Below are 25879 nucleotides of genomic sequence, written 5' to 3' on the forward strand. Positions count from 1 at the left end.
CGGTTTTGCGGTCGGTTTGGCCGCGCTGAGCGACGGCCGGGATCGCCGGCCGTCGCTGGCCGTGGTTTTGCGGTTGGTTTGGCCGTGGTGGGCGACGGCCGGGGCCGCCGGCCGTCGCTGGCGGCGGGAATGCGGGTGGTTTGGGCGTGGTGGGCTACGGCTGGTGGGTGGGATCAGGTTCGGGCGGCGGTCAGGAAGCGCTGGACCTCGGTTCGGAGGATGGCGGCCAGCTCGGAGAGGCCCGTCGTGTCGTTCTTGGGGTCGCCGTCCACCGCGGCGGCTATGCCGTCGATCAGGGTGCTCATCTCGCGGATGCGGTCGGTCACCGCGCGGAGGACCCGGACCGCGTCCTCGGAGGCCAGCTGTACGGCGTCGACCTGGTCGATGATCTCGCCGCTGGACTCGCCCGTCTCGTTGGCCAGGGTCTTGACCTCGTTGGCGACGACGCTGAACCCGCGCCCGGCGGCTCCGGCCCGGGCCGCCTCGATGGAGGCGTTGAGTGACAGCAGCTGGGTCTGCATGGCGACCCGGTTGATCAGGTCGACGGCGTTGCGGATCTGGCCGGAAGCTCGGCGCAGGTCGTTGACGGTGCCGAGGCCGCGTTCGGCGTCGGTGACCGCGGCTCGGGCGAACCCGGCCAGCCCGTTGGCGGAACGGCCCATCTCGCCGGCTGAGGCGGCGATCCGTTCGGAGAGGGCCAGCACCGCCGACTCCAGTTCGTCGGCGAAGGCTATCCGGGACTCGGCGGCCGCGGCGATCTGCTCGGCGTTGCGGCTCATCGCGTCGCCGGAGCGGCCGATCTCCTCGGCCGCCCGCCGGTACGCCCCGCCCATCCCGCCGGCCAGGAACCGCCTGTAGAAATGCCCGGCCGCACCGGCCGCGGATGCCGCACCGGCTTCGCGCACGAAGGCGTCGGTGCGGTCCAGCAGCTCGTTGATCGCCAGGCGGGCCTCGATCTCGGCGTCCGAGTCGCCGAGCCGGGGCACGCGCGCCTCGAAGTCCCCGGCGGCGGCGCGCCGGCAGACGTCCGCGATCGCATACATCGCCTCGTCGTCACCGCCCTGATCCGCAACGCCGGAGGAACGTGCGCCGGCCGCGCCGCTGGAGGAACGTGTTCCGGCCGCGCCGCTTGAGGAACGTGCGCCGGCCGTGGGGGCGGAGGAAGGCGAGAGGGCAGAGGCGGAGGAGCGGCTGCCATCGCTGGTGAGGGACGGGGTGGCGCGGCTGGATGCACGGGCCGGAGTGGCGGCGGGGCGAGTCGGGGTGTGGGTCATCGGGTTCCTCCCGCGGACAGGTCCCAGACCAGCTCGTCGTACGTGCGCCCGCGCTCGGCCAGAACCTGCTGGAGTGTGGCGTGACCGGCGGCGACGGCGTCCTGGGCGCGCGGGTGGCGGCTCTCCGCGGCCCGCAGCACCCGGTACAGGTCGTCGGCGGCGGCGATCGCGTCCCGGGACGGCACCCGCCGGTTGGAGTGGTAGCCGACCACCCGGCCGGAGTCGTCGAACGAGGGCGTGACGTGCGCGAACACCCAGTAGTGGGCACCGTCGGCGGCGAGGTTCACCACGTACGCGAAGATCTCCCGCCGGTCTTTGAGGGTGTCCCAGAGGAGCTTGAACACGGCGCGGGGCATGTCCGGGTGGCGGATCAGGTTGTGTGGCTGGCCGAGCGCGTCGTCCTCGTCGAGAGCGGAGATGCGCAGGAAGACATCGTTGGCGTAGGTGATGGCACCCCGCGGATCGGTCTTCGTGACGATCAGCTCACCGTCGCTGAAGGTGCGTTCGCGACCGGTGGGCCGTACCCGAGTGGTTTTCATGATGGTGTTGATTTTGCAGGTTAAAGCACACAAAGAATCAGGAATCGCGAATCGTGGTCACGAACCGCGACACCTCGGCCCGAAGCACCTCAGCGAGTTGCGACAGGCCGGCGTTCTCGGTGTGCTGACCGCCGTCGACGGCCAGCGCGATGCCCTCGACCAGCTCGCTCATCTCGCGGATCCGGTTGGTGACCGCCTCCAGCACGGCGATCGCGTCGGCCGCCGACTGCTGCACCGTGTTGACCTGGTTCATGATCTGCTCGCTGGACGAGCTCGTCTCGTTGGCCAGGTTCTTCACCTCGTTGGCGACCACGCCGAACCCACGCCCGGCCGAACCGGCCCGGGCCGCCTCGATCGTCGCGTTCAGGGCGAGCAGCCGGGTCTGCGCGGCCACCTGGTTGATCAGGTCGACGGCGTGCCGGATCTCGTCCGACGAGGTGCGCAGCGACGACACGGTGCCCAGGCCGCGTTCGGCGTCGTTGACCGCGACCCGGGCGAAGTCGGCGAGCCCGTTCGCCGACCGGCCCATCTCGGTCGCGGCCGTGGCGACCTGTTCGGAAACGGTCAGCACCGCCGATTCCAGCTCGTCGGCGAGCGCCTGCCGCTGCCGGGCCGCCTCGGCGAACTGGGCCGCGGTCCGGCTCATCACCTGGTTGGAGTGGGTGATCTGCTCGGCCGCCGCCCGGTACGCGCCGTCCAGCCCCTGGGTCAGGAACCGCCTGTGGAACCGCCCCTCGGAGGCGGCCGCCGACGCCGCGCCGGCCTCCCGGACGAACGCGTCCACGTGGTCGAGCAGCCCGTTGATCGCCGTCCGGATCCGGGCCGCCCGCTCCGAGCCGCCGATCACCGGCACGCGGGCCTCCAGATCGCCGCTGAGAGCACGTTCACACACATCGGTGACCAGGCGCACCGCCTGGTCGAGAGCGGCCGTGTCGACCGTCTCCGGCTTCGCCTTCATGCCGTGCCGCCGTCGGTGATCCGCCACACCAGCTCGTCGTAGGTGGATCCGCGTTCGGCGAGCATCCCCTGCAACGCCGCCATCCCGGCGGCGACCGCGTCCGGGGTACGGGACTGCCGTCTCTCCTCGGCCAGGATGCGGCCGTACACGTCCCGGATCGCAGTTATCGACGACTGGGCCGGCCGGCGCCGGTTGGAGTGGTAGCCGAGCAGCCGCCCGGACCTGTCGAACGAGGGCGTGACGTGCGCGAACACCCAGTAGTGGGCGCCGTCGGCGGCCAGGTTCAGGACATACGCGAAGATCTCCTGCCGCTGCTCCAGGGTGTCCCAGAGGAGCTTGAACACGGCGCGGGGCATGTCCGGATGCCGGATCAGGTTGTGCGGGCTGCCCACCGCCTGCGCCTCCGGCAAGGCGGAGACCCGGAGAAAGACATCATTGGCGTACGTGATGACCCCGCGCTGATCGGTCTTGGACACGATCAGCTCGTTCTCGCCGAACGTGCGCTCGACGCCGGTGGGCCGTACCTCGGTGGCTTTCATGATGCCCTGATCGTCGCCAATCAGGGCGTTTTGCACCGGGGAATGCCTGAATCAGCGGGCCACCCGCAGCGCCCAGGCGATCAACGGGGCCTGGAGGGGCAGCCGCCCGAACGCGACCGCCCGTTTCGCCGGTGACGCATGCCGCCAGTCCGCCGCCATCTTCACGTTCGCCGGGAACACCGCGACGAACAGGGCCGCCGCGGCCAGCCCACCGGCCCGGCGGGTCCGGGGGTGCGCGACCGCGGCGGCCACCGCCAGTTCGGCGACCCCGCTCAGGTACGTCCACGTGCGCGGCGACCCGGGCAGGGACCGCGGCACGATGCCGTCGAACGGTTTCGGCGCCACGAAATGCAGCACACCCGTGGTCGCCAGGAGCCCGGCCAGCCCGGCCGCATCTCTCCTCACCGATGCACCGCCGGCTCCAGCGCCCGCTGGAGCGCCCGGTAGATCCGGCCGAACCGCTGCGCGTTGTTGGTGCGCATCAGCAGCACGTCGCCGCCTCGGACCCGGCCCCAGATCTCCAGGGTGCGGGTGCCGCGGTCGTACGACCTGTCGACGCTCTCCAGAATCAGGTCGGCGACCGGCACCACGGCCAGGCCGACCAGGATGCCGCCGACGACCATGGCCACCGTGGTGCCCAGTGGCATGTCCAGGAGCAGGGCCACCGTGACGGCGAGCGCGCCCACCAGCAGCGGCAGCAGCACGGCCAGCCCGAGAGCGCCGCGCCAGGCGATGACACCCCAGGAACGGGCGCCCTTCGTGTACCAGACCTGAATCAGCTCGGGTAGCCGGAACTCGTTTCCGTTCATCCAGACGCTGGACGATGTGATCAGCACTTCCGGATCCCGGTAGTACGTGGTCATCTTCTTCCTCCCCAGGGGACCCAATGTAATGCCTACCCGTCGTAGGCTGGCGGCGAAACGACTCGATGACAGGGAGGTCCGGGTGGGCGAGTTCGTGCGGCTGGAAGTGGCTGACGGCATCGGCACGATCCGGCTCGAACGGCCACCGGTGAACGCGCTGAACACCCAGGTCCAGGAGGAGTTGCGGGCGGCCGCACACGCCGCCGGCGCGGACGCGTCGGTGCGGGCCGTGGTGGTGCACGGCGCTGGGAAGCACTTCGCGGCGGGCGCCGACATCAACGAGTTCACCAGCGTGACCTACCAGGACATGGCAGCCCGCGCGCACGCCCTCTCCGGCGCCTTCGACGCGGTCGCGAAGATCCCGAAACCGGTCGTCGCCGCGATCACCGGCTTCGCCCTCGGCGGCGGCTGCGAGCTGGCCCTGGCATGCGACTGGCGGGTGATCGCCGACGACGCGAAACTCGGCCAGCCGGAGATCAAGCTCGGTCTCATCCCGGGCGCCGGCGGCACCCAGCGCCTGGCTCGGCTGATCGGACCGGCCAAGGCCAAGGATCTGATCTTCTCGGGTCGGATGGTCGACAGTGCGGAGGCGCTGCGGATCGGCCTGGCCGACCGGGTGGTCCCGGCCGCCGAGGTGTACGCCGCAGCCGTCGAGCTGGTCCGGCCGTACACGACAGGCCCGGCCCTGGCCCTCCGCGCGGCGAAACAGGCCGTCGACGGCGGACTGGGTGTCGACCTGGCCTCCGGCCTGGCGCTGGAGTCGCACCTGTTCGCGAGCCTCTTCGCCACCGACGATCGGCTCGAAGGGACTACCGCGTTCGTCGAGAAGCGCGCACCTGAGTTCACCGGACGGTAGTGGATCGCTCGGATGCGGGCGGTCATTGCCTAGACTGCGGGCATGTCCATCGACCAGGGTGGTCCGAAGCGGTATGCCCTCGGCGTCGACTTCGGCACCTCCAACACCGTCGCCGTCGCGCGATGGCCGGACGGCCGCGCCCGGCCGATCCTGGTCGACGGTTCCCCGCTGCTGCCGTCGGCTGTCTTCGCCGACTCCGAGGGCAACCTGCTCGTCGGCCGGGACGCCGTGCACAGCGCCCGCCTCGACCCGGCGAGGTTCGAGCCCAACCCGAAACGTCGCGTCGACGACGGGCTGGTGCTGCTCGGCGAGCGTGAGTTCGAGACCGTCGAGCTGATCGCGGCGGTCCTGGCCCGGGTCGCCGAGGAGTGGCACCGGGCGGTCGGGCCGTACCGTCCCGAGGTCACCCTCACCTGCCCGGCCACCTGGGGCGCGACCCGCCGCACGCTGCTGGCCGACGCCGCCGCCCGGGCCGGCCTGGAAGGCGCCCGACTGGTCGCCGAGCCGGTCGCCGCGGCCACCTACTTCGCCGAGGTCCTCGGGCGTGACGTGCCGATCGGCTCGGTCGTGATGGTGCACGACTTCGGGGCCGGCACCTTCGACACCAGCGTGGTCGCCCGCACCGCCACCGGGTTCGAGGTGCTCGCCGTCGACGGCCGCGACGACCTCGGCGGCCTGGACGTCGACGCCGCGGTCGTCGAGCACCTGCGCACCGACGAGTGGGCCCGGCTGATGGAGCCGGCCACCGTCGAGGAGCGCCGCGCCCGCCGCCAGCTCTGGGACGATGTGCGGATCGCGAAGGAACGGCTCTCTCGCGCCCAGTCCGCCGACTTCGTGGTGCCGCTGCTCGACGTCGAGGCGCACCTGACCCGCGAGGAACTGGAGACGGTCGCCCGGCCGGTGCTCGAGCAGACGGTTCAGATCACGCAAAATCTCCTGCGCCTGGCTGATCTCCCGGAGGGGCGGCTCGCCGGAGTGTTCCTGGTCGGCGGGGCCAGCCGGATCCCGCTCGTGGCCACTCTCCTGCACCGGGCGCTCGGCGACCCGCCGGTGGTCATCGAGCAGCCCGAGCTGGTCGTCGCCGAGGGCAGCATCCTGGCCGGCGCGGCCCTGCTCACGACCGAGCCGGCGGCGCCCGGCCCCACCGAGGAGCTGCGGCTGCCGTCGAGGTATCTGACGGTCACGGCCGACGACCAGCCGTCCGGCGAGACACCAGCGCCGTCCGCGACACCACTACCACCGTCGGCGCCTTCAACGACACCGCTACCGACGGTGACACCGATGTCGGCGGCGACACCGCTGCCGACTGCGGCTGACCGGCCGGCCGCGGTGGCCGCCAAGCCGCTGCTGGACGACCGGCCCACGGTGGTGGCCGCGAAATCGGCGCCGGCCGACCGGCCGACCGTCCTCGCCGCCAAACCGATCCTCGACGACCGGCCGACCGTGGTTGCCGGGAAGCTCCCGGTGGATGACCGGCCGACGATGGTTGCCGGGAAGCTCCCGGTGGATGACCGGCCGACGATGGTTGCCGGGAAGCTCCCGGTGGATGACCGGCCGACGATGGTTGCCGGGAAGCTCCCGGTGGATGACCGGCCGACGATGGTTGCCGGGAAGCCTCCGGTGGATGACCGGCCGACGATGGTTGCCGGGAAGCTCCCGGTGGATGACCGGCCGACGATGCTCGCCGGGAAGCCGTCGCTGGACGACCTGGCCACGGTGGTCGCGTCGAAGGCGGAGATCGAGGCGGACCGGCTGACCGCGCTGGTGGACAAGCCGCCACCGCTGCCCGCGACCACGCCGGTGCCGGCCGTGCCGTCCGAGCAGGCCCCGGTGGACGCCGCGAGCCCGGCCCCGCCGACCGACGACACGATCAAGGCCTCCGGCCGCACAATTCCGGCGCAGGCAGGTCCGGCGCAGGCAGGCCGGGCGTCGGCGGGTCCGGCGGGGGACAACGAGGTCGAGGCGCTGCCGAAACGACAGCCCCGGCCGGCCGGGCCACCGTCACGCCCGAGCTCCGGTCAAGGCCCCGGACCCGGCCGCCCGGCCCGGCCGTCGGCCCCGGACAGCTCGCCGCACCTGCGCCCGCCGGTCGACCCGTGGCCGCACGCCGCCTCGGTGACCTGGCGTCCTGATCCGGACGCGACCGTCGCCACGAGCCCTCCGGAGTATGAGAGCCGGACCCCCGTACCGCCGCAGCGGAAACCCGGACCACCGCCGCGCCCGCAGCGTGCCCAGCAACCTGTGGTGATCCATTCCCGCCCGGTCTCACCAGCGGTGGGCTCAGCCCGGCCGGTCTCGCCTCCGCCGCAGCCGTCGCGGGCCACGGCCGCGGTGCCGCAGCCGCACACCCCGGAGCCGGCACTGGTTCGCCGGCCGCGTAAACGTGGCCGGTTGCGGCGCACGCTCCAGATCCTGATGAGTCTCCTGGTGATGATCACGGTGCCGGTTGCGGCGCTGATCCTCGCCTACGGATACGGCAACGGCCTGTCCGTCGAGCAGGACGCGGTGAACGTGTTCAAGGACATCGCGGAGCTGGTCGGACTCCGCTGACGAGTGGCCCGCTTCGACCGGCGATCCTGTGCGGTTTCGCCCGGCCGGGAGTCTTCTGCGCAGCCACCTGACCTCCAGAAGGACAGCCCTCGGCCGGATGACGTCTCCTCGGCCGGTAGGGCTTCGGCCGGTAGCGCTTCGGCCGGTAGCGTCTCGGCTGGTTGCGTCTCGGCTGGTTGCGTCTCGGCTGGTTGCGTCTCGGCTGGTTGCGTCTCGGCCGGCAAGGCCTCGTCGCTCGCGGATCTTGCACGACTTTTCACGCTCGCGCTGATCTTGCAGCCCTTTCCATGCCCCAACGGGAAGAAAGCTGCAAGGTCTCCCCGGCGCAGTGGATCTTGCATGACTAACCACGTCCAGACGTGAAGAACCCTGCAAGATCGCTGCCAACGGGGAGAACCGTGCAAGATCTCCAAGGCTAGTCGAGGCCGAATCCTCCGCAAATGCGATACTTCCGCCTCGGCCGGTGCCTCAGTCGCCTGCGTGAACAGTGCGATAGCCCGAAGGCCCGGCGGGAAGACAACGCGCAGCAGAGGGATTGCCCCCCGGAAACGGCGAAAGCCCTGAGGAAGCTTCCAAGCAGCCACAAGCGCACAAGACCGCGGCAGGTCGGCCCGGGACTTCAGCATCGCGGGAGGTCGGCCCGGGACCGAAGCATCGCGGGAGGTCGGCCCGGGACCGAAGCATCGTGGCGGGCTGGCCCGGGACTTCAGCATCGTGGCGGGCTGGCCCGGGACCTCAATATCGCGGCAGGTCGGCCCGGGGCCTCGAAGCGAGGACGCTCTCCAGGTCGGTGGAGCCGGAATCAGGCCGGCGTAGCCGGGGCCTGGATCATGGGCGGTCGCCCTGCTCGTCGTCCTGGTGCAGCTCACGCTCCCACTGGGCGAGCGTCTCCCGGTCGCGCCGGGACTGCTCGTCGCCGCCCATCGAACTCAGGAAGTCAGGATCGTCGTCGGGGGAGGCCGGGCGCCGGGACGGCCGGCCGGTTCGGTCGATCGGGCGACCCGCGACGAGGTAGACGATCGGGCCGGCGATCGGGAGCAGCAGGACCACCAGGACCCAGACGGCGCGCGGCGCATTGCGCACCCGCTCGGCCGACAGGACGCTGATGAGAGCCAGGACGAGCAGCACGAGCGCCGCCCCGGCCAGGAGGATGAACAACCGGACCATGCCGCAATGATGCCTCTCCCGCGCCGGGACGGCGACGATCAGAGCGTGACAACCCAACAGCCGAGCACCGCCAGGGCGGCCACCAGGACGGTGTAGGCCCGGATGGCCCGCGGCGCCGGCTCCGGGAAACGGGTCCGCAACTCGGCCGACCGGTGCATGGCGATGCCGATGATCGCGGCCCAGGTGACCATTGCGGCGGCCGCGACGAGCCACTCGGCCGGGCCCGCGCCGGGCCGGAACGCCGGGCGGATCGCGAGCAGCCCCACCGCGGCGGCGGACAGGCCGGTACGCCGCCACGCGAGCCGGGTCCGGACGGCCGAGGCGCCCGGATCACGGCTCACCCCCGCGCACGCCCCCGGATCCCGGACGTGCTCGGCGCAGGGCCCGCTCACTCAGAACACCTGGATCAGGACCGCGATGATGATCACCACAGCGCCTGCCGCCACCGCGATCGCCAGCACCGCGGGGAACCAGGACCGGGGCAGATCGGTGCCCAGCCGCATGGCCCGCTCGGTGCGCACCCAGTGGTCGACGGCCCGGAGCGCCACCAGTCCGCCGAGCACCAGCAGCAGGATCGCGATGATCTCCCGCAGGTGGGCGACGGGCAGTGGTGGCAGGAACTGCGCGCAGGCCAGCCCGCCGGCGATCAGCGCCAGGCCGGTGCGGATCCAGGCCAGGAAGGTCCGCTCGTTGGCGAGCGAGAAACGGTAGTCGGGCGTCTTGCCGGTCGGTGAACTGTCGAACCATTGCCGCAACTGACCGAACACGTACCCGATTATTGACCTAGTGGGTCAAGAAGGTGGAACCAGAGATTGCGGACTTCGTCACTCACGCACGCCTCCCGGGGCCGCCCGCACCGGCACCACGGAGAGTCCGGACCCGCTCGTCCATGGGACTGCGGCTCCAGATGATCGGGGCGTGAGGGAGTATGGGTCGTGGATGGGCTCATGCCCTCCACTAGTGAGACGTTTTGACCGGACATGTCTGACACCTCCTCATCGCCCACTGTAGCGATCTAGATCGTCACGCGGGTGAGGTGTGTCACTCTGGGTGGCCGGCAACAGTGAAGCTACTGACGGGTAACCTGGCTGACATGTCCGCCGCCCCGGCATCGTTCCGGCGCCAACGACAGGGTCGACCGCAACGGTGCGTTCAATACAGGAGGGTCGTAGTAGCGCGATGAACATCGTCGTACTGGTGAAGCAGGTACCCGACTCCGGTGCCGAGCGCACCCTGAGCTCTGATTTCTCGGTGGACCGGGCCTCGTCGAGCAATGTCATCAACGAGATGGACGAGTACGCCATCGAGGAAGCGCTGAAGATCAAAGAGGCGCACGGTGGCGAGGTGACCGTCCTGACCGTCGGTCCGGCAGGCGCTACCGACTCCATTCGCAAGGCCCTCTCCATGGGACCCGACAAGGCCGTCCACGTTCAGGACGACGCCCTGCACGGCTCCTGCGCGGTCGCCACGTCCAAGGTGCTCGCCGCCGCGCTGCGCACCCTGAACGCCGACCTGATCCTCAGTGGCGCCGAGTCCACCGACGGCCGGGTCCAGGTCGTGCCGCACATGCTGGCCGAGCTGCTCGGTGTGGCCGCCCTCACCGGCGCCCGCAAGCTCACCGTGGACGGTTCGCAGCTGACCGTCGAGCGGCAGACCGACGAGGGCTACGAGGTCGTCACGGCCGCGACCCCGGCGATCGTCAGCGTGTGGGACACCATCAACGAGCCGCGGTACCCGTCCTTCAAGGGCATCATGGCCGCCAAGAAGAAGCCGGTGCAGAGCCTGTCCCTCGGTGACCTGGGCATCGCCGGCGACGAGGTCGGCTCGGCCGGCGCGACCAGCCAGGTGCTGGAGTTCACCAAGCGCCCGGCGCGGACCGGTGGCGCCAAGGTCGTCGACGAGGGCAACGGTGGCGAGCAGCTCGTCGCGTACCTCGCCACCGAGAAGTTCGTCTGAGCCCGAGGGGATAGCGGAAATGGCTGAAGTACTGGTCGTCGTCGAGAACGGCGTCAAGAAGGTCACCCTCGAGATGCTCACGATCGCCCGTGGCCTCGGGTCGGTCTCGGCTGTGGTGTTCGGCGAGGCCGACACCGCCAAGCTCGGCGAGTTCGGCGCGGAGAAGATCTACGTCGCGTCCGGCGAGGACGTCTCCGGCTACCTGGTCGCGCCCAAGGCGACCGTGGTCGCCGAGCTGGTTCGCCGCGTGGAGCCGGCCGCCGTGCTGCTGGCCTCCACTCAGGAGGGCAAGGAGATCGCCGCCCGTCTGGCCATCAAGCTGGACAACGGCCTGCTCACCGACGCGGTCGCGCTCGACGCCGACGGCACCGCCACCCAGGCGATCTTCGCCGGTTCGGCGATCGTGAAGTCCAAGGTCACCAAGGGCCTGCCGATCGTCACGATCCGCCCGAACTCGGTCACCCCCGAGGCGTCCGCCGCCACCCCGGCGGTCGAGCAGCTGACCGTCGCCGCCACCGACAGCGACAAGCTGAGCAAGGTCGTCGAGCGGGTCGCCGAGCAGAAGGGCTCGCGCCCCGAGCTCACCGAGGCCGGCATCGTCGTCTCCGGCGGTCGGGGCGTCGGCAACGCGGACAACTTCAAGCTGGTCGAGGAGCTGGCCGACCTGCTCGGCGGCGCGGTCGGCGCGTCCCGTGCGGCGGTCGACTCGGGTTACTACCCGCACCAGTTCCAGGTCGGCCAGACCGGCAAGACGGTGTCGCCGCAGCTCTACCTGGCGCTCGGCATCTCCGGCGCGATCCAGCACCGGGCCGGCATGCAGACCTCGAAGACGATCGTCGCGGTCAACAAGGACCCCGAGGCCCCGATCTTCGAACTCGCCGACTTCGGCGTCGTCGGCGACCTCTTCAAGGTGGTCCCGCAGGCCGCCGAGGAGATCCGCAAGCGCAAGTAACCCCAGCACGTTGGTGACGGCCCGCGGTCTTCCGCCGGGCCGTTTCCTTTTTATCCGGTACGCCCCACCGCTCCCTCGACCGCAATCCACGCCGCCCCGCCCGTCCGACGCGAGGTGGCTGCCCGCTCCCGGCCGCCACCGCGCCTTTCGGGCGGAACCGACGGTCACCGCATTCAGCCCGGCGGTCGCGTTTCGGCCGGGAGCAGGCAGCCGCCTCGCGTCGGACGGGCGGGACTGGGCTGTTGCGGTCGGGGGCCGGTGGGGCGTACCGGAGCGGTGGTGTGGTGTTGATCTTTTGGGGTAGGACGGACACCGGGAACGGCGAGAGGACGGCCTAAGCTTGGGGGTGATGGCCTACCTCGATCATGCGGCGACCACGCCGATGCTGCCCGCCGCGCTCGACGCCTATGTCGCGGCGGCGCGTGAGCTTGGCAATCCCTCCTCGTTGCACGCTGCGGGGCGGGGGGCTCGGCGTCTGGTGGAGGAGTCCCGTGAGCGGGTGGCCGCCGCGCTGGGCGCCCGGCCGTCCGAGGTGGTGTTCACGGGTGGCGGCACCGAGGCGGACAATCTCGCCGCCAAGGGGATCTTCTGGGCGCGCCGGGAGGCCGATCCGCGCAAGCGGCGGGTGGTCGCGTCGGCGGTGGAGCATCACGCCGTTCTGGACGCGGTCGACTGGCTCGGGCGGCACGAGGACGCCGAGGTCGTCCTGCAGGCCGTGGACGCGGCCGGCCGGGTCGATCCGGCCGGGTTCGCCGAGTTGATCAGCGCGCACGGCGACGAGATCGCGGTGGTCAGCGTGCAGTGGGCCAACAACGAGGTGGGCACGGTTCAGCCGGTGGCCGAGTTGGCGGCGATCGCGGCGGCCGCCGGTGTGCCGTTTCACACCGACGCGGTGCAGGCGGTCGGGCAGGTTCCGGTCGATTTCGCCGGCAGTGGGGCGGCCGCCCTGACGCTCACCGGGCACAAGGTCGGCGGGCCGGTCGGGGTGGGCGCGCTGCTGCTCGGGCGGGATGTGGCGTGCACGCCGCTGCTGCACGGCGGCGGCCAGGAGCGCGACGTGCGTTCGGGGACGCTGGACACACCCGGTGTCGTGGCGTTCGCCACTGCGGTCGAGGCAGCGGTCGCCGGGCGTGAGGAGCACACCGCCCTGATCGCCGCGCTGCGTGACGACCTGGTGGGCCGGGTCCGGGCCGCCGTTCCGGACGCGATTCTCAACGGCGATCCGGACGATCGGCTGCCGGGCAACGCGCACTTCTCCTTCCCGGGCTGCGAGGGCGACGCGTTGTTGCTGCTCCTGGACGCGCAGGGGATCTACTGCTCGACCGGATCGGCATGTTCGGCCGGGGTGGCGCAGCCCAGTCACGTGCTGCTCGCGATGGGGGCCGACGACGGGCGGGCCCGGTCGTCGCTGCGCTTCAGCCTCGGGCACGACAGCACCAAGGCGGATGTGGACGCGCTGCTGGTGGCCCTGCCGGGCGCGGTCGAGCGGGCCAGGCGGGCGGGCGCCTGGAAGACACCCAGATAGGCTTGCGTCATGCGAGTTCTTGCGGCCATGTCGGGTGGTGTCGATTCCGCGGTCGCGGCCGCGCGCGCCCGGGATGCCGGCCACGACGTCACCGGGGTGCACCTGGCGCTGGCCCGTAATCCACAGACCTTCCGGACCGGGGCGCGCGGCTGCTGCACCCTGGAGGATTCGCGCGACGCGCGCCGGGCCGCCGATGTGATCGGCATCCCGTTCTACGTCTGGGACATGGCGGAGGAGTTCCACGACAGCGTGGTCGACGACTTCGTGAACGAGTATGCGGCCGGCCGCACTCCGAACCCGTGCCTGCGCTGCAACGAGAAGATCAAGTTCGCCGCGGTGCTGGACCGGGCGGTCGCGCTCGGCTTCGATGCGGTGGTCACCGGCCACCACGCCCGGCTCGGTCCCGACGGCCTGCTGCGCCGTAGCGTCGACCTGCCCAAGGACCAGTCCTACGTGCTGGCCGTGCTGACCCGCGCGCAGCTCGACCGGGCCGTCTTCCCGCTCGGCGACTCGACCAAGGAGCAGGTCCGGGCCGAGGCGGCGGAGCGTGGCCTGGCCGTCGCCGACAAGCCGGATTCGCACGACATCTGCTTCATCTCCGACGGCGACACCCGGGGGTTCCTGGAGAGCCGGCTCGGTTCGGCGCCGGGTGACATCGTCGACGGGCGGACCGGGGAGAAGCTCGGCACCCACAACGGGGCATATGGGTTCACCATCGGCCAGCGGAAGGGCCTCGACCTGCGGGTTCCGGCCGCCGACGGCCGCCCGCGGTACGTGTTGTCGATCACTCCCGTCTCCAACACGGTGACCGTGGGTCCGCGGGAGGACCTCTCCGTCGATGTCGTGACGGCTGATCGGCCGATCTGGCACTCCGGTGATTCGGACAATCTGGACTGTGAGGTTCAGCTTCGGGCGCACGGTGAGGTGGTCGGCGCGTCGGTCTCCCTCACCGACGGTGTTCTGACCGCGCGGCTGGCCACCCCCGCTCGGGGCGTCGCCGCAGGTCAGGCGCTCGTGGCCTACCGGCCCGACCCGGCCGGCGACATCGTGCTCGGCTCGGCGACGATCACCGCCGGTTCGCGGGCCGCGACGCATGCCTGATCTCCCCTGGGGGCCGGGCGTGGCGACCGGCATCGGGTCGCTGCCCGGCACCGACATCGCCGAGGCCCAGCGGATCGTCCTGGGCGAGCTGCCCGGCCTGCCGCACCTGCCCGAGCTGCCGGCCCGTGGGCCCGGCTCGGACATGATCGGGCGTACGGCCGGGTTCCTGGTCGAGTTGCCGGTGCAGCTCTACGCCGGTCGCTGGCAGATCGCCGCCCGGCCCGGACAGGACCATCGGCGCACCGCTGACCTGCTGGAACGCGATCTGGACCAGCTGACCGAGCAGGCCGACGGCTACACCGGGCCACTGAAGATCCAGGCGGCCGGGCCGTGGACCCTCGCGGCCGGTCTCGACCTGCCGATCGGCGGCCGGATGCTGCGTGACCCGGGCGCGGTCCGGGATCTGACCGACTCGCTCGCCGAGGGGCTCCGGCGGCACGTGGCCGACGTGCGCAAACGGGTGCCCGGAGCCACGGTTCTGCTGCAGCTGGACGAGCCGTCACTGCCGACCGTGCTGGCCGGCCGGGTGCCGACCGAGAGCGGGCTCAGCGCGTACCGGGCGGTCGACGGCCCGGACGCGGCGTCCCGGCTGCGGACCGTGGTGGAGGCCGTCGACGCGCCGGTGATCGTGCACTGCTGCGCGCCGCAGGTCCCGCTTCAGGTGGTCCGGGACGCCCGGGCCACGGCCGTCGCGTTCGACCTGTCGCTGGTCAAGGATCTGGACCCGCTGGGCGAGGCGATCGAGGCCGGGCTGGGGCTCTTCGTGGGCGCGGCGCCGGCCCTGCCCGTGGGGGTGCGGCCGCCCGACTCGAAACAGATCGCCGAGCGGGTGAGCACCCTGTGGCGGCGGCTCGGTTTCCCGGCGGAGCAGCTGCCCGAGCAGGTGGTGATCACGCCGGCGTGCGGGCTGGCGGGCGCGCCGCCCGGCTACGTTCGCGCGTTGCTCAAGGCGTGCACGGAGGCCGGACGCCGGATCGCCGAGGTCTGAGGGCGGAAAGTGTCAGGGGGTGGGACTACCGTGCCACCTAGATATTCCTGACACGGAGGTTCGGTGCAGTGGCTACACCCGAGGCGTCTTCCCGGCATGCCGAGCTGGCCGACGAGATCCGCGAGCACCAGCACCGCTATTACCAGCTCGACGCCCCGACGGTGTCGGATGCCGAGTTCGACATCCTGCTGCGTGAGCTGGAGGCGCTGGAGGCGGAGTTCCCCGAGCTGCGCACGCCCGAGTCGCCGACCCAGACCGTCGGCGGCACGGTCTCCGGCGACTTCCCCAAGGTCGAGCACGCCGAGCGGATGATGTCGCTGGACAACGTGTTCAACCTCGACGAGCTGACCACGTGGGCCGAGCGTGCGGTGCGTGACGCCGGTGGGCCGGTGCGGTTCCTCTGCGAGCTCAAGATCGACGGCCTGGCGATCAACCTGACGTATGAGAAGGGTGTGCTCGTCCGCGCCGCCACCCGGGGCACCGGGCGGGTCGGCGACGACGTGACGCCCAACGTGCGGACCATCGCCGACATCCCGGAGCGGCTGACCGGCGACGACGTGCCCGACCTGGTCGAGGTGCGCGGCGAGATCTACTTCCCGGCCGAGGCGTTCGCGGCGCTCAACGCGATGCTGGTCGAGCAGGGTAAACCGACGTATATGAATCCGCGCAACGCGGCGTCCGGCAGCCTGCGGCAGAAAGACCCACGGGTCACCGGCGCGCGCGGGCTGGGCATGGTGGTGCACGGCCTCGGCGCGCGCGAGGGGTTCACGCCCGCCTCGCAGTCCGAGGCATATGCGGCGATGAAAGCCTGGGGGCTGCCGGTCAGCTCCCGCTGGCGGCTGGTCGACGACCTGGCCGGGGTGCGCGAGTTCATCGACTACTACGGCAAGCACCGGCACGACGTCGAGCACGACATCGACGGCGTGGTGGTGAAGATCGACGACGTGGCGATCCAGGGCCGGCTGGGCTCGACGAGCCGGGCGCCGCGGTGGGCGATCGCCTTCAAGTATCCGCCCGAGGAGGTCACCACTAAGCTGGTCGACATCCTGGTCAACGTCGGGCGCACCGGCCGGGTCACCCCTTATGCCGTGGTCGAGCCGGTCGTGGTGGCCGGGTCCGAGGTCGAGTTCGCCACCCTGCACAACGCGCAGGAGGTGGTCCGTAAGGGCGTGCTGATCGGCGACACCGTGGTGCTGCGCAAGGCCGGTGACGTCATTCCGGAGATCCTCGGGCCGGTGCTGGAGCTGCGGCCGGCCGATGCGCGGGCGTTCGTGATGCCGGCCGAGTGCCCCGACTGCGGCACCCCGCTGGCGCCGGCCAAGGAGGGCGACATCGACATCAGGTGCCCGAATTCGCGTTACTGCCTGGGTCAGCGCCGGGAGCGGCTGACCTATGTCGGCCATCGCAACGTGCTCGACATCGACGTACTGGGGGAGAAATCGGCGCGGGCGCTGATCGACTCCGGGGTGATCTTCGACGAGGGTGACCTGTTCAACCTCACCGCGGAGGATCTGCTGCGGGCCCCGTTCTTCGTGAAGAAGGACGGCACGCTCGGCGCGAACGCCGCCAAGATGCTGGCCAGCCTGGCCGAGGCCAGGTCGCGGCCGCTCGCCCGGATCCTGCGGGGGCTGTCGATCAGGCATGTCGGGCCGGATGCGGCGGGGGCGCTGGCGCTGGAGTTCGGCTCGATGGCGGCGATCGAGGAGGTCATCGATCGGACGTCGGCAGTGGACGCCGTTTCGGACCCGGGCGTTTTGTCTTCCGACGTCTCGCTTTCGGACGTCGGAAGCTCCGACGTCGCAACCTCGGACGCCTCGCTTTCCGACGGCTTGCTTTCTGACGTCTCGGCTTCCGGCGTGTCGCCGTCCGAGGTCGGCTCGGAATCGGTCTCTCCTGATTCCGATCTATCGGAAAAGTCGGACCCGGAAGCCGGGCCGGCCGCGGCTGAGGCGGTCGTGGAGGAGGCCGTGGCCAAGCGGAGAGCCGCCAAGGTCGTCGACCCGCTCGCCGAGGTCGAGGGGGTCGGGCCGACGATCGCGCAGAGCCTGCGGGAGTGGTTCGCGGTGGATTGGCACCGCGAGATCGTCCAGAAGTGGCGGGCGGCCGGCGTGGTGATGGCCGACGAGCGGGTCGAGGCCGGCCCGCGCACGCTGGACGGCCTGACCGTGGTGGTGACCGGCACGCTGGCCGGTTACACGCGTGACAAGGCAGCCGAGGAGATCACCTCGCGGGGCGGCAAGGTCAGCGGCACGGTGTCGAAGAAGACCGGGTTCGTGGTGGTCGGGGAGAACCCGGGCAGCAAGTACGACAAGGCGATGGCGCTCAAGGTGCCGGTGCTCGACGAGGCCGGGTTCGGCGTGCTGCTGGCCGACGGCCCGGAGGCGGCTCGCGCGGTCGCCGAGGCCGCCCCGGAAGGGTGAATCATGACGGATCTGACGTTCAGGAGATTAGGGGCTTCTAACTACGTATAGGTGCTTTAAGGCAAAAAGCGCCATATGGATCTATGGTGTATGCGATTGGTGATCGAGGCCATCGTGGAGGTCGCATGGATGCCGCTCGCCCACGGACGGACGGCCGGCGGCACCGGCGCACGGTGATCGTCTCCACGGCCTCGGCCGGCGTCACGGCCCTGGCGCTGTTGCTGCTCGGACCGGCCGACGCGCTGCCACCGGCGTTCTGGGCCATGGCCCTGCTCGCGGTGGTGGTCGACGCCCGCCCCTACGTGGTTCCCGGGCGCCGGGCCAGCGCGGTGATCCTGCCGTCGATCTGCTTCACCTTCGCGGTGGCGCTGGCCTGGGGCGCCGCCCCGGCGATCGCGGTGCAACTGGTCGCGGTCGCGGTGGCCGGGGCCCGGATGCGGCACACGCTACGGCGTACCGTGCATCTGGCTCTCCAGCACGTGGCCGCGCTCGGCGCGGCAGCCGGAGTCGCCGGCCTGGGGCGGTTGCGCATCGACCCGAGCCCCGACTGGTGGGACGCCATGGTCATCTGCGTGGCGGCGGTCGCCTGGATCACCGCCCGCCACGCGGTCGCCGGCCTGGTTCGCGGCCTCACCTCGGACGGACGGGCGCCGGCCCGGCGCCGCCGTGGGCACGCCGACCTGCTGGCTTCCGCCGCGCTGCTGCTGCTCGGCCCGGTGGTGCTGGTCGCCGCCCTGGTCAGCCCGGCCCTGTTGCCGCTCGCCCTGCTGGCCCTGCACGCCGTGCACCGGATGGTCCGCTGGGCCGGCGAGTCGGAGCGGGCCGCCCGGTTCGACCCGCTGACCGGCCTGCCGAACCGGCGTGCCCTTCAGGCCGCGATGGCCGAGCGCCCGGCCGACCGGCGGCGGGCGCTGCTGCTGCTCGACCTCGACCGGTTCCGTACGGTCAACGACGCGCTGGGCCACGCGGCCGGCGACCGGCTGCTGACCCGGGTCGCCGACCGGCTCACCGCGGTGGTGCCCGCCCACGACCTGGTGGTGCGCCTGGGCGGGGACGAGTTCGCGGTGCTCGCCACCCGGGTCGAGGACCCGGCGTCGGCCCGGCGGATCGCCCAGCACCTGGCTGAGGCGCTGAGTCGCCCGTTCCCGCTGGACGGCACCCCGGTCGAGCTGAGCGCCTCGATCGGGATAGCGCTCCAGTCCGGCCGCCGCGACAGCAGCACCCTGCTGCGCGAGGCGGAGTCGGCGATGTACGAGGCGAAACAGCGCGGCGACCAGGTGGCGGTGCACGGGCCGGAGGCGGCCAAGCACACCCCCGACCGGTTGAGCCTGGTCGCCGACCTGCGGACGGCGCTGCGCCGGGAGCCGCCGGACGACGGGATAGTCCTCTACTACCAGCCGCAGATCGCGATCGCGACGGGCGAGGTGGTCGGGGTGGAGGCGCTGCTGCGCTGGCGGCACCCGCGACGCGGCACGATCGGGCCGGAGGAGCTGCTGCGGGCGGCCGAGCCGACCCCGGTGATGCGCCTGCTCACCGCCCGGGTGCTGGAGGAGGTGGTGGCCCAGCTGGCGACGTGGCGCGACGCCGGGGCGCCACTGCGGGCCGCGGTCAACGTGAGCGCCCGTGACCTGCACGCCGGTGACATCGCCGACCGGGTCGGCGCGCTCCTCGACCGGTACGCCGTGCCCGCCGACCTGTTGCAGCTGGAGATCACCGAGAGCGCGCTGATGGCCGATCCGCATCGGGTGCTGGAGACGACCACCAGGCTGTCCCGGATGGGGGTGGCGATCTCGCTGGACGACTTCGGCACCGGCTACTCGTCACTCCAGCACCTGCGCCGGCTGCCGCTGTCCGAGGTCAAGATCGACCGCTCGTTCGTGCTCGGGATGGCCGGCGATTCCGGGGACGCGGCGATCGTACGATCGGTGGTCGGTCTGGCCGAGGCCCTCGGCCTCCGTGCCGTCGCGGAAGGTGTGGAGGATGAGGTGACCTGGCGTCTGCTGGCCGCCGCCGGCTGTCACACCGCGCAAGGCTGGTTCCACGCCCGGCCGATGCCCGCCGCGGATCTGCGCGACTGGCTGGGTCGGTACCGCCCGGTCCGACCCGGGATTCGCGGCGAAATAGACTCTGTGGGCACATCTAAAACGTCGAACAACGAGGGGGCAGGATGGCCGCCATCTCCCGCGAAGAGGTAGCGCACCTGGCGCGCCTGTCGCGGCTCGCCGTGACCGAGGAGGAGCTCGACCGCTTTGCGGGTCAGCTCGACGTGATCCTCCAGTCGGTCGCCCGGGTCGGTGAGGTGGCCGCGGAGGACATTCCGCCGACCTCGCACTCGGTTCCGCTGACCAACGTGTATCGCGAGGACGTCCCCACGCCGAGCCTGGCGCAGGACGCGGCGCTGTCCGGCGCGCCGGACGCCTACGAGGGCCGCTTCCGCGTGCCGCGCATCCTGGACGAGGAGGACTGACCTGTGAGTGACCTGACCAGGCTTTCCGCCGCTGAGCTGGCTTCGCTGATCGGTAAGAAGGAGGTCTCCGCCGTCGAGGTGGCGACCGCTCACCTGGACCGCATCGCCGCTGTGGACGAGCGGGTCCACGCGTTCCTGCACGTCGACCGTGAGGGCGCGCTCGCGGCTGCCGCGGCCGTCGACCGGGGCGAGATCACCGGGCCGCTGGCCGGTGTGCCGATCGCCGTCAAGGACGTGGTGACCACCAAGGGCATCCCGACCACGGCCGCCTCCAAGATCCTGGAGGGCTGGAAGCCGCCGTATGACGCGACGATCGTCGAGCGGCTCAAGGCAGCCGGTATGCCGATCCTCGGCAAGACCAACATGGACGAGTTCGCGATGGGCTCCTCCACCGAGTACAGCGCTTACGGCCCGACCAACAACCCGTGGGACCTGGGCCGTATCCCGGGTGGCTCGGGTGGCGGCTCGGCGGCCGCCCTCGCGGCCTACGAGGCGCCGCTCGCGATCGGCACCGACACCGGCGGCTCGATCCGCCAGCCCGGCGCGGTCACCGGCACGGTCGGCGCCAAGCCGACGTATGGCGGCACGTCCCGCTACGGCCTGATCGCCTTCTCGTCCTCGCTGGACACCCCCGGCCCCTGCGGCCGCACCGTCGAGGACACCGCCCTGCTGCACGCGGTGATCGCCGGCCACGACCCGCGCGACTCGACCTCGATCCCGCAGCCGGTGCCGGACGTGGTGGCCGCCGCCCGCCTGGGCGCGAGCGGCGACCTGACCGGGGTCAAGCTGGGCCTGGTCAAGGAGTTCGCCGGCGACGGCTCCGAGCCCGGCGTGACCGCCGCGTTCCGGGAGTCACTGGAGGCCCTGGTCAAGCTGGGCGCCGAGGTCGTCGAGGTGTCCTGCCCCAACTTCCAGTACGCGTTGCCGGCCTACTACCTGATCGCGCCGAGCGAGTGCTCGTCGAACCTGGCCCGCTTCGACGGCGTGCGGTATGGCCTGCGCTCCGGCGACGACGGCAACCGGTCGCTCGAGGAGGTCATGTCGCTGACCCGTGACGAGGGCTTCGGCCCTGAGGTCAAGCGGCGCATCATCCTCGGCACCTACGCGCTGTCGAGTGGCTACTACGACGCCTACTACGGTCAGGCGCAGAAGGTCCGGACCCTGATCACCCGGGACTTCCAGGCCGCGTTCGAGCAGGTGGACGTGCTGGTCTCGCCGACCACCCCGTTCGTGGCGTTCCCGTTCGGGTCGCGGACCAGCGACCCGTACCAGATGTATCTCGCCGACCTGTTCACCATCCCGACGAACCTGTACGGCGGCCCGGCCATCTCGGTCCCGTGCGGTCTCTCCGAGGGCCTGCCGGTCGGCTTCCAGATCATGGCCCCGACCATGGCCGACGACCGGATGTACCGGGTCGCCGCCGCCCTGGAGTCGGCGGTCGGCACCTTCACCCCGCCGGCGCTCTGACGTGTTGCGAGGGGGCCGGTCGGCCCCCTCGCGACCTCACGCGGGGGTCGTCGGCGAGTCCAGCCAGGCGTCGATCAGCTTGGTGAAGTCCTTGCCGGTTTCCGCGTTCACGAAAGCGGTGAACGACGCCCGGTCCTGGTTGGTGTTGCGGTTCTTCTCCACCCAGGCAGTGGCCAGCGCGAAGAACTTCTTGTCACCGAGCGCGTCGTTCAGCTCCTTGAGCATGGCCGCCGGGCAGATGTAGACGTTGCTCTCGGCGAACGTGCCGGCGGTCGGCTTGCCGGGCGGGCCGACCCGCTTGCGCAGCTTGGCGTCGCTCTCCCGCAGGTACTTCTCCAGGTAGGCGTCGTCGAACCCGTACAACTCCTGCTCGTAGAGGTTCTGCACGTAGGTGGCGAAGCCCTCGTTGAGCCACAGGTCGGTCCAGGTCGCCGGGGTGACCGCGTTGCCGAACCACTGGTGGGCGTACTCGTGTACGAGCACCGCCTCGAACTCCTTGAGGTCGCTCGACTTGAACGCCTCCCGGCCCATGCTCAGCATCTGCTGCGTCTCCATGGCCGATATCGAGCCGTTCATCAGAGCGCCAGCCGAGGGGTACGGGTACGGCCCGAACCGTTCCTCCAGCCACTCGATCAGTTTCGGCGTCTTCTTCAGGGTGCTGAGGTAGCGGTCGTCGCTCCTCGGCATCACGAAGTTGGTGATCTTCAGCCCGTGCGGCCCGGTCTGCTCGATCTTCTTGTACTTGTCGACCGCCAGGGTGGTCACATACGCCGCCACCGGATCCGCGCTGGAGTAGTGGTAGGTGTTCCCCTCGACCTTGCCGGGTGTGCCGTTCGCGGCCGCCGCCCAGCCCTGCGGAACGGTCACCGCCAGGTCGTAGAGCGCCTCGTCGGACGGGTGCTCGTTGACCGGGTACCAGGTGAGCGCGCCCCACGGCTCCTGCATCGTCCAGAGCACGCCGTCCTTCGACGACCGCATGCCGATGCCCTCGGACGCGTCGCCGCGGTGCGACGGCATCTCCACCTGTTTCGGGGTGCCGTGGTAGGCGACGGTCAGCGTCACCGGCTGGTCCGCGGTGACCGCGGTGGGCACGACCAGCTTCTCCTTCTCGACCGTGCCGGTGGCCGCCTTCTCGTCGACGGTGACCTTGTCGACGGTGAGCCCGGTGAAGTCCAGCTTGATCTCGCTCGCGTCGGCGACCGGCCGGATCCGCAGGGTGGCCGTGCCGGTGAGGACCCTGGTGTCCGGCTTCCAGTCCAGCTCCAGCCCGTAGTGCAGGACGTCCAGGCCGGGGTTGCCCTTCTCCGGGTAGAGCTTGTCGGCCACCGGCGTGGACCGGCCCGCCGCCCAGGGGCTGTAGTCGATCTTCACCTCGCCGGCGGTCGACTTCGTGGGCGCGGGCTTGTCTTCGTCGGCTTTCGTGCAGCCGGTGATGAGGAGTGTCGCGGCCAGTGCGGCGACGGTCGAGGTGCGGCGCATGCGGTAGATCTTCCTGGGCGGATGCAAAGTCTGTCAGACCGGGCGACTAGGCTTGGCTCCTGACCCGATGTCCTTGAAGCCGGAGCCGCACGCACATGACGACCATCGCGCTGCCGTCCTACGAAGACGCCACCAGCCGTTACGAGACGGTGATCGGCCTGGAGACGCACGTCGAGCTGGGCACGCAGACCAAGATGTTCTGCGGTTGCAAGACCGACTTCGGCGCCGAGCCGAACACTCAGGTCTGCCCGGTGTGCCTCGCCCTGCCCGGCGCGCTGCCCGCGATGAACGGCGCGGCCATCGAGGCGACCATCCGGATCGGCCTCGCGCTCAACTGTGACATCGCCGAGTGGTGCCGGATGGCCCGGAAGAACTACTTCTACCCGGACATGCCGAAAAACTTCCAGACCTCGCAGTATGACGAGCCCCTCTGCGTCGACGGTTACGTGGACGTCGTCGTCGACGGCAAGGAGTACCGGATCGGCATCGAGCGGGTGCACATCGAGGAGGACACCGGCAAGACCCTGCACGTCGGCGGGGCCACCGGTCGCATCCACGGCGCCACCGAGTCGCTGGTCGACTACAACCGGGCCGGCATCCCGCTCGTCGAGATCGTCACCAAGCCGGTCCCCGGGCTCGGCGCGCTGGCTCCCGAGATCGCCAAGGCCTACGTCGCCGAGCTGCGCGACATCATCCGCTCCCTCGGCGTCTCCGACGTCCGCATGGAGCAGGGTTCGCTGCGCTGCGACGTCAACACCTCACTGAACCTGCCGGGCGAGGAGTGGGGCACCCGTACCGAGACGAAGAACGTGAACTCGCTGCGCTCGGTCGAGCGTGCGGTCCGTTCCGAGGTCATCCGGCAGGCCGGCCTGCTCGACGTCGGCACCCGGATCTTCCAGGAGACCCGGCACTTCCAGGAGACCACCGGCGACACCCGCCCGGGCCGCTCCAAGGAGACCGCCACCGACTACCGCTACTTCCCCGAGCCCGACCTCGTGCCGATCGCGCCCGACCCGGCGTGGGTCGCCCAGCTCAAGGCCGAGCTGCCGGAGCGGCCCAGCGCCAAGCGGGCCCGCCTCCGCGAGGACTGGGGCATCTCCGAGCTGGACATGCAGTCGGTGGCCAACGCCGGCGCGGTCGACCTGATCGAGGAGACCATCGCTGCGGGCGCGTCCCCGGCCGGCGCCCGCAAGTGGTGGATGGGCGAGCTGGCCCGCCGCGCCAACGAGCTCGACATCGAGCTGTCCGCCGTCGGCGCGACCCCGGCCCAGGTCGCCGCGCTGCAGAAGCTGGTCGACGAGGGCAAGCTCAACGACAAGCTCGCCCGGACCGTCCTGGAGGGCGTCGTCGCCGGCGAGGGCGACCCGGCCGAGGTGATGGCCGCCCGCGGGCTCGAGGTGGTCAACGACACCGGCGCGCTCACCGCGGCCGTCGACGAGGCGATCGCCGCCAACCCCGACATCGCCGACAAGATTCGTGACGGCAAGGTCGCCGCGGCCGGCGCCCTGGTGGGCGCGGTCATGAAGACCACGCGAGGCCAGGCGGACGCCAAGACCGTCCGCGAGCTCATCCTGGCCCGGCTTTCCTAGGTTGTACGGTCGACGCCCGCTCCCATTACTCAGGGGCGGGCGTCGTGCTCGTTCCAGGGGTGTTTCAGGCCAGGCGGGCGGCCGGGCTCTCCAGACCGGGCGGGCGGCCGGGCTTTCAGGCCAGGCAGGCGGCCGGGCTTCTTTCAGGGCAGACGCGCGGTCAGGGAGTTCGGGTCGTCGACCGGGTAGAGCGCCCAGCGCCCGCCGGTCTCGGCCCGGTCCAGGAATCCCGTCAGGCGCCGCGGCGTGACCGACTGGTACCAGAGTGCTCCGGTCACCGCGCTCTCCAACAGCCCGTGGTATTCGGCTGCCGCAGCCGGCCGGTATCCGGTCGTCGGGCGCCGGGCGGGCGGCTCGGTGAAGACGGTGATCGCTGAGCCCGGGGCCAGGCTGTCGCGTACCGCGGCCGGGTCCTGATCGGCCGGGACCAGCACCCAGCGGTGCGTGTTCGGCCCGCTGGTCTCCAGGAGCGCCAGGTCGGCGCCGGTGGCGGCCTGCCGGACCCGGTGCCAGAAGTCCTCGTCCGCGTAGGGCAGACCGTCGATTCCGGGGACGTCACGTGCCGGGGCCGGCGGCGACACCGGGTCCGGTTGGGCGGCCGGCGCCATCGCGTAGGCCGGAGGTGGCGTGAAGACCGGTAGATGGTAAGCCAGCGACATGTGAACCCGGCGACGGATGCCGACGATCCCGACCGCGAGACTGGCCAGGCCGACGAGACGCAGCACACCTGCGAAGGTGGCCAGGTGAAGGAGGCCGGTGACGCCGTCGAGGCTTTGGGTGTCGTTCACGTTCGCCGCCCGCCCCAGGCAGTAGGACATGATGGAGGCGACGGCCCACGTCGTGACACCAGGGTGTTTGGTCAGGCTCTTCGGGTCGATTCCGAACCCGCGGACCAGGGCCCGGGTCCGGCTCCGCCAGACGAAGAAGCCGATGATGTACACGATGGTCAGAACGAAGCCGAGCACCTCGATCCCGACGACGGTGTCCGCCTCCTCGATGATCCAGTTCGCAAGGGGTGGCGGGTCGACGTCGTCGCTGCGCAGGAACGAGATCAGGACCGCGGCGAGGACGAGCGAGGTGATGACGAAGCCCCCTGCCCCGGCGATGGCCAGCAGGAGGGCGCCGGTGCCCAGTTCCCAGGCGCGTGACGGGCTGATGGACCCGGGTGGACTGTCGCTCATGGATACCC

The 25879-nt window shown here is 71.1% G+C and carries 23 protein-coding genes; 12 read left to right on the forward strand and 11 right to left on the reverse strand.

The window, feature by feature from the left end; all coding sequences use genetic code 11:
• Positions 1-173: 173 nt before the first annotated feature.
• From AB0E94_RS14465 to AB0E94_RS14490, 6 genes are all read right to left on the reverse strand, one after another.
• The gene (locus AB0E94_RS14465; protein WP_360326250.1) at positions 174-1043 is read right to left on the reverse strand and encodes a methyl-accepting chemotaxis protein; all 870 of its coding nucleotides are present in this window, start codon (positions 1041-1043) and stop codon (positions 174-176) included.
• 227 nt (positions 1044-1270) lie between these two features.
• On the reverse strand, positions 1271-1813 hold the full coding sequence (locus AB0E94_RS14470; RefSeq protein WP_360326251.1) for a PAS domain-containing protein: 543 nt from the start codon (positions 1811-1813) through the stop codon (positions 1271-1273).
• Positions 1814-1850: 37 nt separating this feature from the next.
• Entirely contained in the window at positions 1851-2798 is a 948-nt protein-coding gene (locus AB0E94_RS14475) for a methyl-accepting chemotaxis protein (RefSeq protein WP_360326253.1), read from the reverse strand.
• Positions 2768-3310 (reverse strand): PAS domain-containing protein, encoded by a 543-nt coding sequence (locus AB0E94_RS14480; protein ID WP_360326255.1) that lies wholly within the window; start codon positions 3308-3310, stop codon positions 2768-2770. Before AB0E94_RS14480 ends, AB0E94_RS14475 begins: the two co-directional genes overlap by 31 nt.
• Before the next feature lie 51 nt (positions 3311-3361).
• The gene (locus AB0E94_RS14485; protein ID WP_360326256.1) at positions 3362-3715 is read right to left on the reverse strand and encodes a hypothetical protein; all 354 of its coding nucleotides are present in this window, start codon (positions 3713-3715) and stop codon (positions 3362-3364) included.
• Positions 3712-4173 (reverse strand): DUF6232 family protein, encoded by a 462-nt coding sequence (locus tag AB0E94_RS14490; protein ID WP_360326257.1) that lies wholly within the window; start codon positions 4171-4173, stop codon positions 3712-3714. Before AB0E94_RS14490 ends, AB0E94_RS14485 begins: the two co-directional genes overlap by 4 nt.
• An 82-nt stretch (positions 4174-4255) precedes the next feature.
• Here AB0E94_RS14490 and AB0E94_RS14495 point away from each other — a divergent pair, with 82 nt between their 5' ends.
• Together AB0E94_RS14495 and AB0E94_RS14500 are read left to right on the forward strand one after the other, a co-directional pair.
• The gene (locus AB0E94_RS14495) at positions 4256-5029 is read left to right on the forward strand and encodes an enoyl-CoA hydratase-related protein (protein WP_360326259.1); all 774 of its coding nucleotides are present in this window, start codon (positions 4256-4258) and stop codon (positions 5027-5029) included.
• Between the two features lie 42 nt (positions 5030-5071).
• Positions 5072-7579, forward strand: coding sequence for an Hsp70 family protein (locus AB0E94_RS14500; RefSeq protein ID WP_360326261.1), 2508 nt, complete (start codon positions 5072-5074; stop codon positions 7577-7579).
• Between the two features lie 828 nt (positions 7580-8407).
• On the opposite strand, the gene AB0E94_RS14505 is transcribed toward AB0E94_RS14500, so the two are convergent.
• From AB0E94_RS14505 to AB0E94_RS14515, 3 genes are read right to left on the reverse strand one after another with little or no spacing between them, the layout of a single operon-like run.
• Entirely contained in the window at positions 8408-8746 is a 339-nt protein-coding gene (locus tag AB0E94_RS14505; RefSeq protein ID WP_360326262.1) for a PLDc N-terminal domain-containing protein, read from the reverse strand.
• Positions 8747-8784: 38 nt separating this feature from the next.
• Positions 8785-9138 (reverse strand): DUF202 domain-containing protein, encoded by a 354-nt coding sequence (locus AB0E94_RS14510; protein ID WP_360326264.1) that lies wholly within the window; start codon positions 9136-9138, stop codon positions 8785-8787.
• Entirely contained in the window at positions 9139-9513 is a 375-nt protein-coding gene (locus tag AB0E94_RS14515; protein WP_360326265.1) for a DUF202 domain-containing protein, read from the reverse strand.
• A 412-nt stretch (positions 9514-9925) separates the two neighbouring features.
• Between AB0E94_RS14515 and AB0E94_RS14520 the strand changes: the two genes are divergently transcribed.
• The 9 genes from AB0E94_RS14520 (at position 9926) to gatA (ending at position 21622) form a co-directional block, all read left to right on the forward strand.
• On the forward strand, positions 9926-10702 hold the full coding sequence (locus tag AB0E94_RS14520) for an electron transfer flavoprotein subunit beta/FixA family protein (protein WP_360326267.1): 777 nt from the start codon (positions 9926-9928) through the stop codon (positions 10700-10702).
• 19 nt (positions 10703-10721) lie between these two features.
• A complete protein-coding gene (locus tag AB0E94_RS14525; protein ID WP_360326269.1) occupies positions 10722-11654 on the forward strand; it encodes an electron transfer flavoprotein subunit alpha/FixB family protein in 933 nt (310 codons plus the stop codon).
• Positions 11655-12003: 349 nt separating this feature from the next.
• Positions 12004-13179, forward strand: a complete 1176-nt coding sequence (locus tag AB0E94_RS14530) for a cysteine desulfurase family protein (protein ID WP_360326270.1) — start codon at positions 12004-12006, stop codon at positions 13177-13179.
• Between the two features lie 9 nt (positions 13180-13188).
• Positions 13189-14280 carry a tRNA 2-thiouridine(34) synthase MnmA gene (gene mnmA, locus AB0E94_RS14535; protein ID WP_360326272.1) on the forward strand — a complete coding sequence of 364 codons (1092 nt, stop codon included), beginning with the start codon at positions 13189-13191 and terminating at the stop codon, positions 14278-14280.
• Complete coding sequence (locus AB0E94_RS14540; RefSeq protein WP_360326274.1) at positions 14273-15268, forward strand: methionine synthase; 996 nt, start codon at positions 14273-14275, stop codon at positions 15266-15268. Before mnmA ends, AB0E94_RS14540 begins: the two co-directional genes overlap by 8 nt.
• 41 nt (positions 15269-15309) lie before the next feature.
• Complete coding sequence (gene ligA / locus AB0E94_RS14545) at positions 15310-17688, forward strand: NAD-dependent DNA ligase LigA (RefSeq protein WP_360326366.1); 2379 nt, start codon at positions 15310-15312, stop codon at positions 17686-17688.
• 125 nt (positions 17689-17813) lie between these two features.
• Positions 17814-19883 (forward strand): bifunctional diguanylate cyclase/phosphodiesterase, encoded by a 2070-nt coding sequence (locus AB0E94_RS14550; RefSeq protein WP_360326276.1) that lies wholly within the window; start codon positions 17814-17816, stop codon positions 19881-19883.
• On the forward strand, positions 19856-20155 hold the full coding sequence (gene gatC / locus AB0E94_RS14555) for an Asp-tRNA(Asn)/Glu-tRNA(Gln) amidotransferase subunit GatC (protein WP_317790419.1): 300 nt from the start codon (positions 19856-19858) through the stop codon (positions 20153-20155). The genes AB0E94_RS14550 and gatC overlap by 28 nt, the downstream gene beginning before the upstream one ends.
• Before the next feature lie 3 nt (positions 20156-20158).
• A complete protein-coding gene (gene gatA / locus AB0E94_RS14560; RefSeq protein ID WP_360326277.1) occupies positions 20159-21622 on the forward strand; it encodes an Asp-tRNA(Asn)/Glu-tRNA(Gln) amidotransferase subunit GatA in 1464 nt (487 codons plus the stop codon).
• 36 nt (positions 21623-21658) lie between these two features.
• Here the strand turns inward: gatA and AB0E94_RS14565 are convergent, their stop codons facing one another.
• Positions 21659-23101, reverse strand: coding sequence for a M1 family metallopeptidase (locus AB0E94_RS14565; protein ID WP_360326278.1), 1443 nt, complete (start codon positions 23099-23101; stop codon positions 21659-21661).
• A gap of 95 nt (positions 23102-23196) precedes the next feature.
• Here AB0E94_RS14565 and gatB point away from each other — a divergent pair, with 95 nt between their 5' ends.
• Positions 23197-24690: an Asp-tRNA(Asn)/Glu-tRNA(Gln) amidotransferase subunit GatB gene (gatB, locus tag AB0E94_RS14570; protein WP_360326279.1), complete on the forward strand. Its 1494-nt coding sequence runs from the start codon at positions 23197-23199 to the stop codon at positions 24688-24690.
• A 143-nt stretch (positions 24691-24833) separates the two neighbouring features.
• Here gatB and AB0E94_RS14575 read toward each other — a convergent pair whose 3' ends face one another.
• Complete coding sequence (locus tag AB0E94_RS14575) at positions 24834-25871, reverse strand: hypothetical protein (RefSeq protein WP_360326280.1); 1038 nt, start codon at positions 25869-25871, stop codon at positions 24834-24836.
• Positions 25872-25879: the final 8 nt, after the last annotated feature.

This window comes from Actinoplanes sp. NPDC026670, from assembly GCF_040638175.1.
In the GTDB taxonomy this organism is placed as follows: Bacteria; Actinomycetota; Actinomycetes; order Mycobacteriales; family Micromonosporaceae; genus Actinoplanes.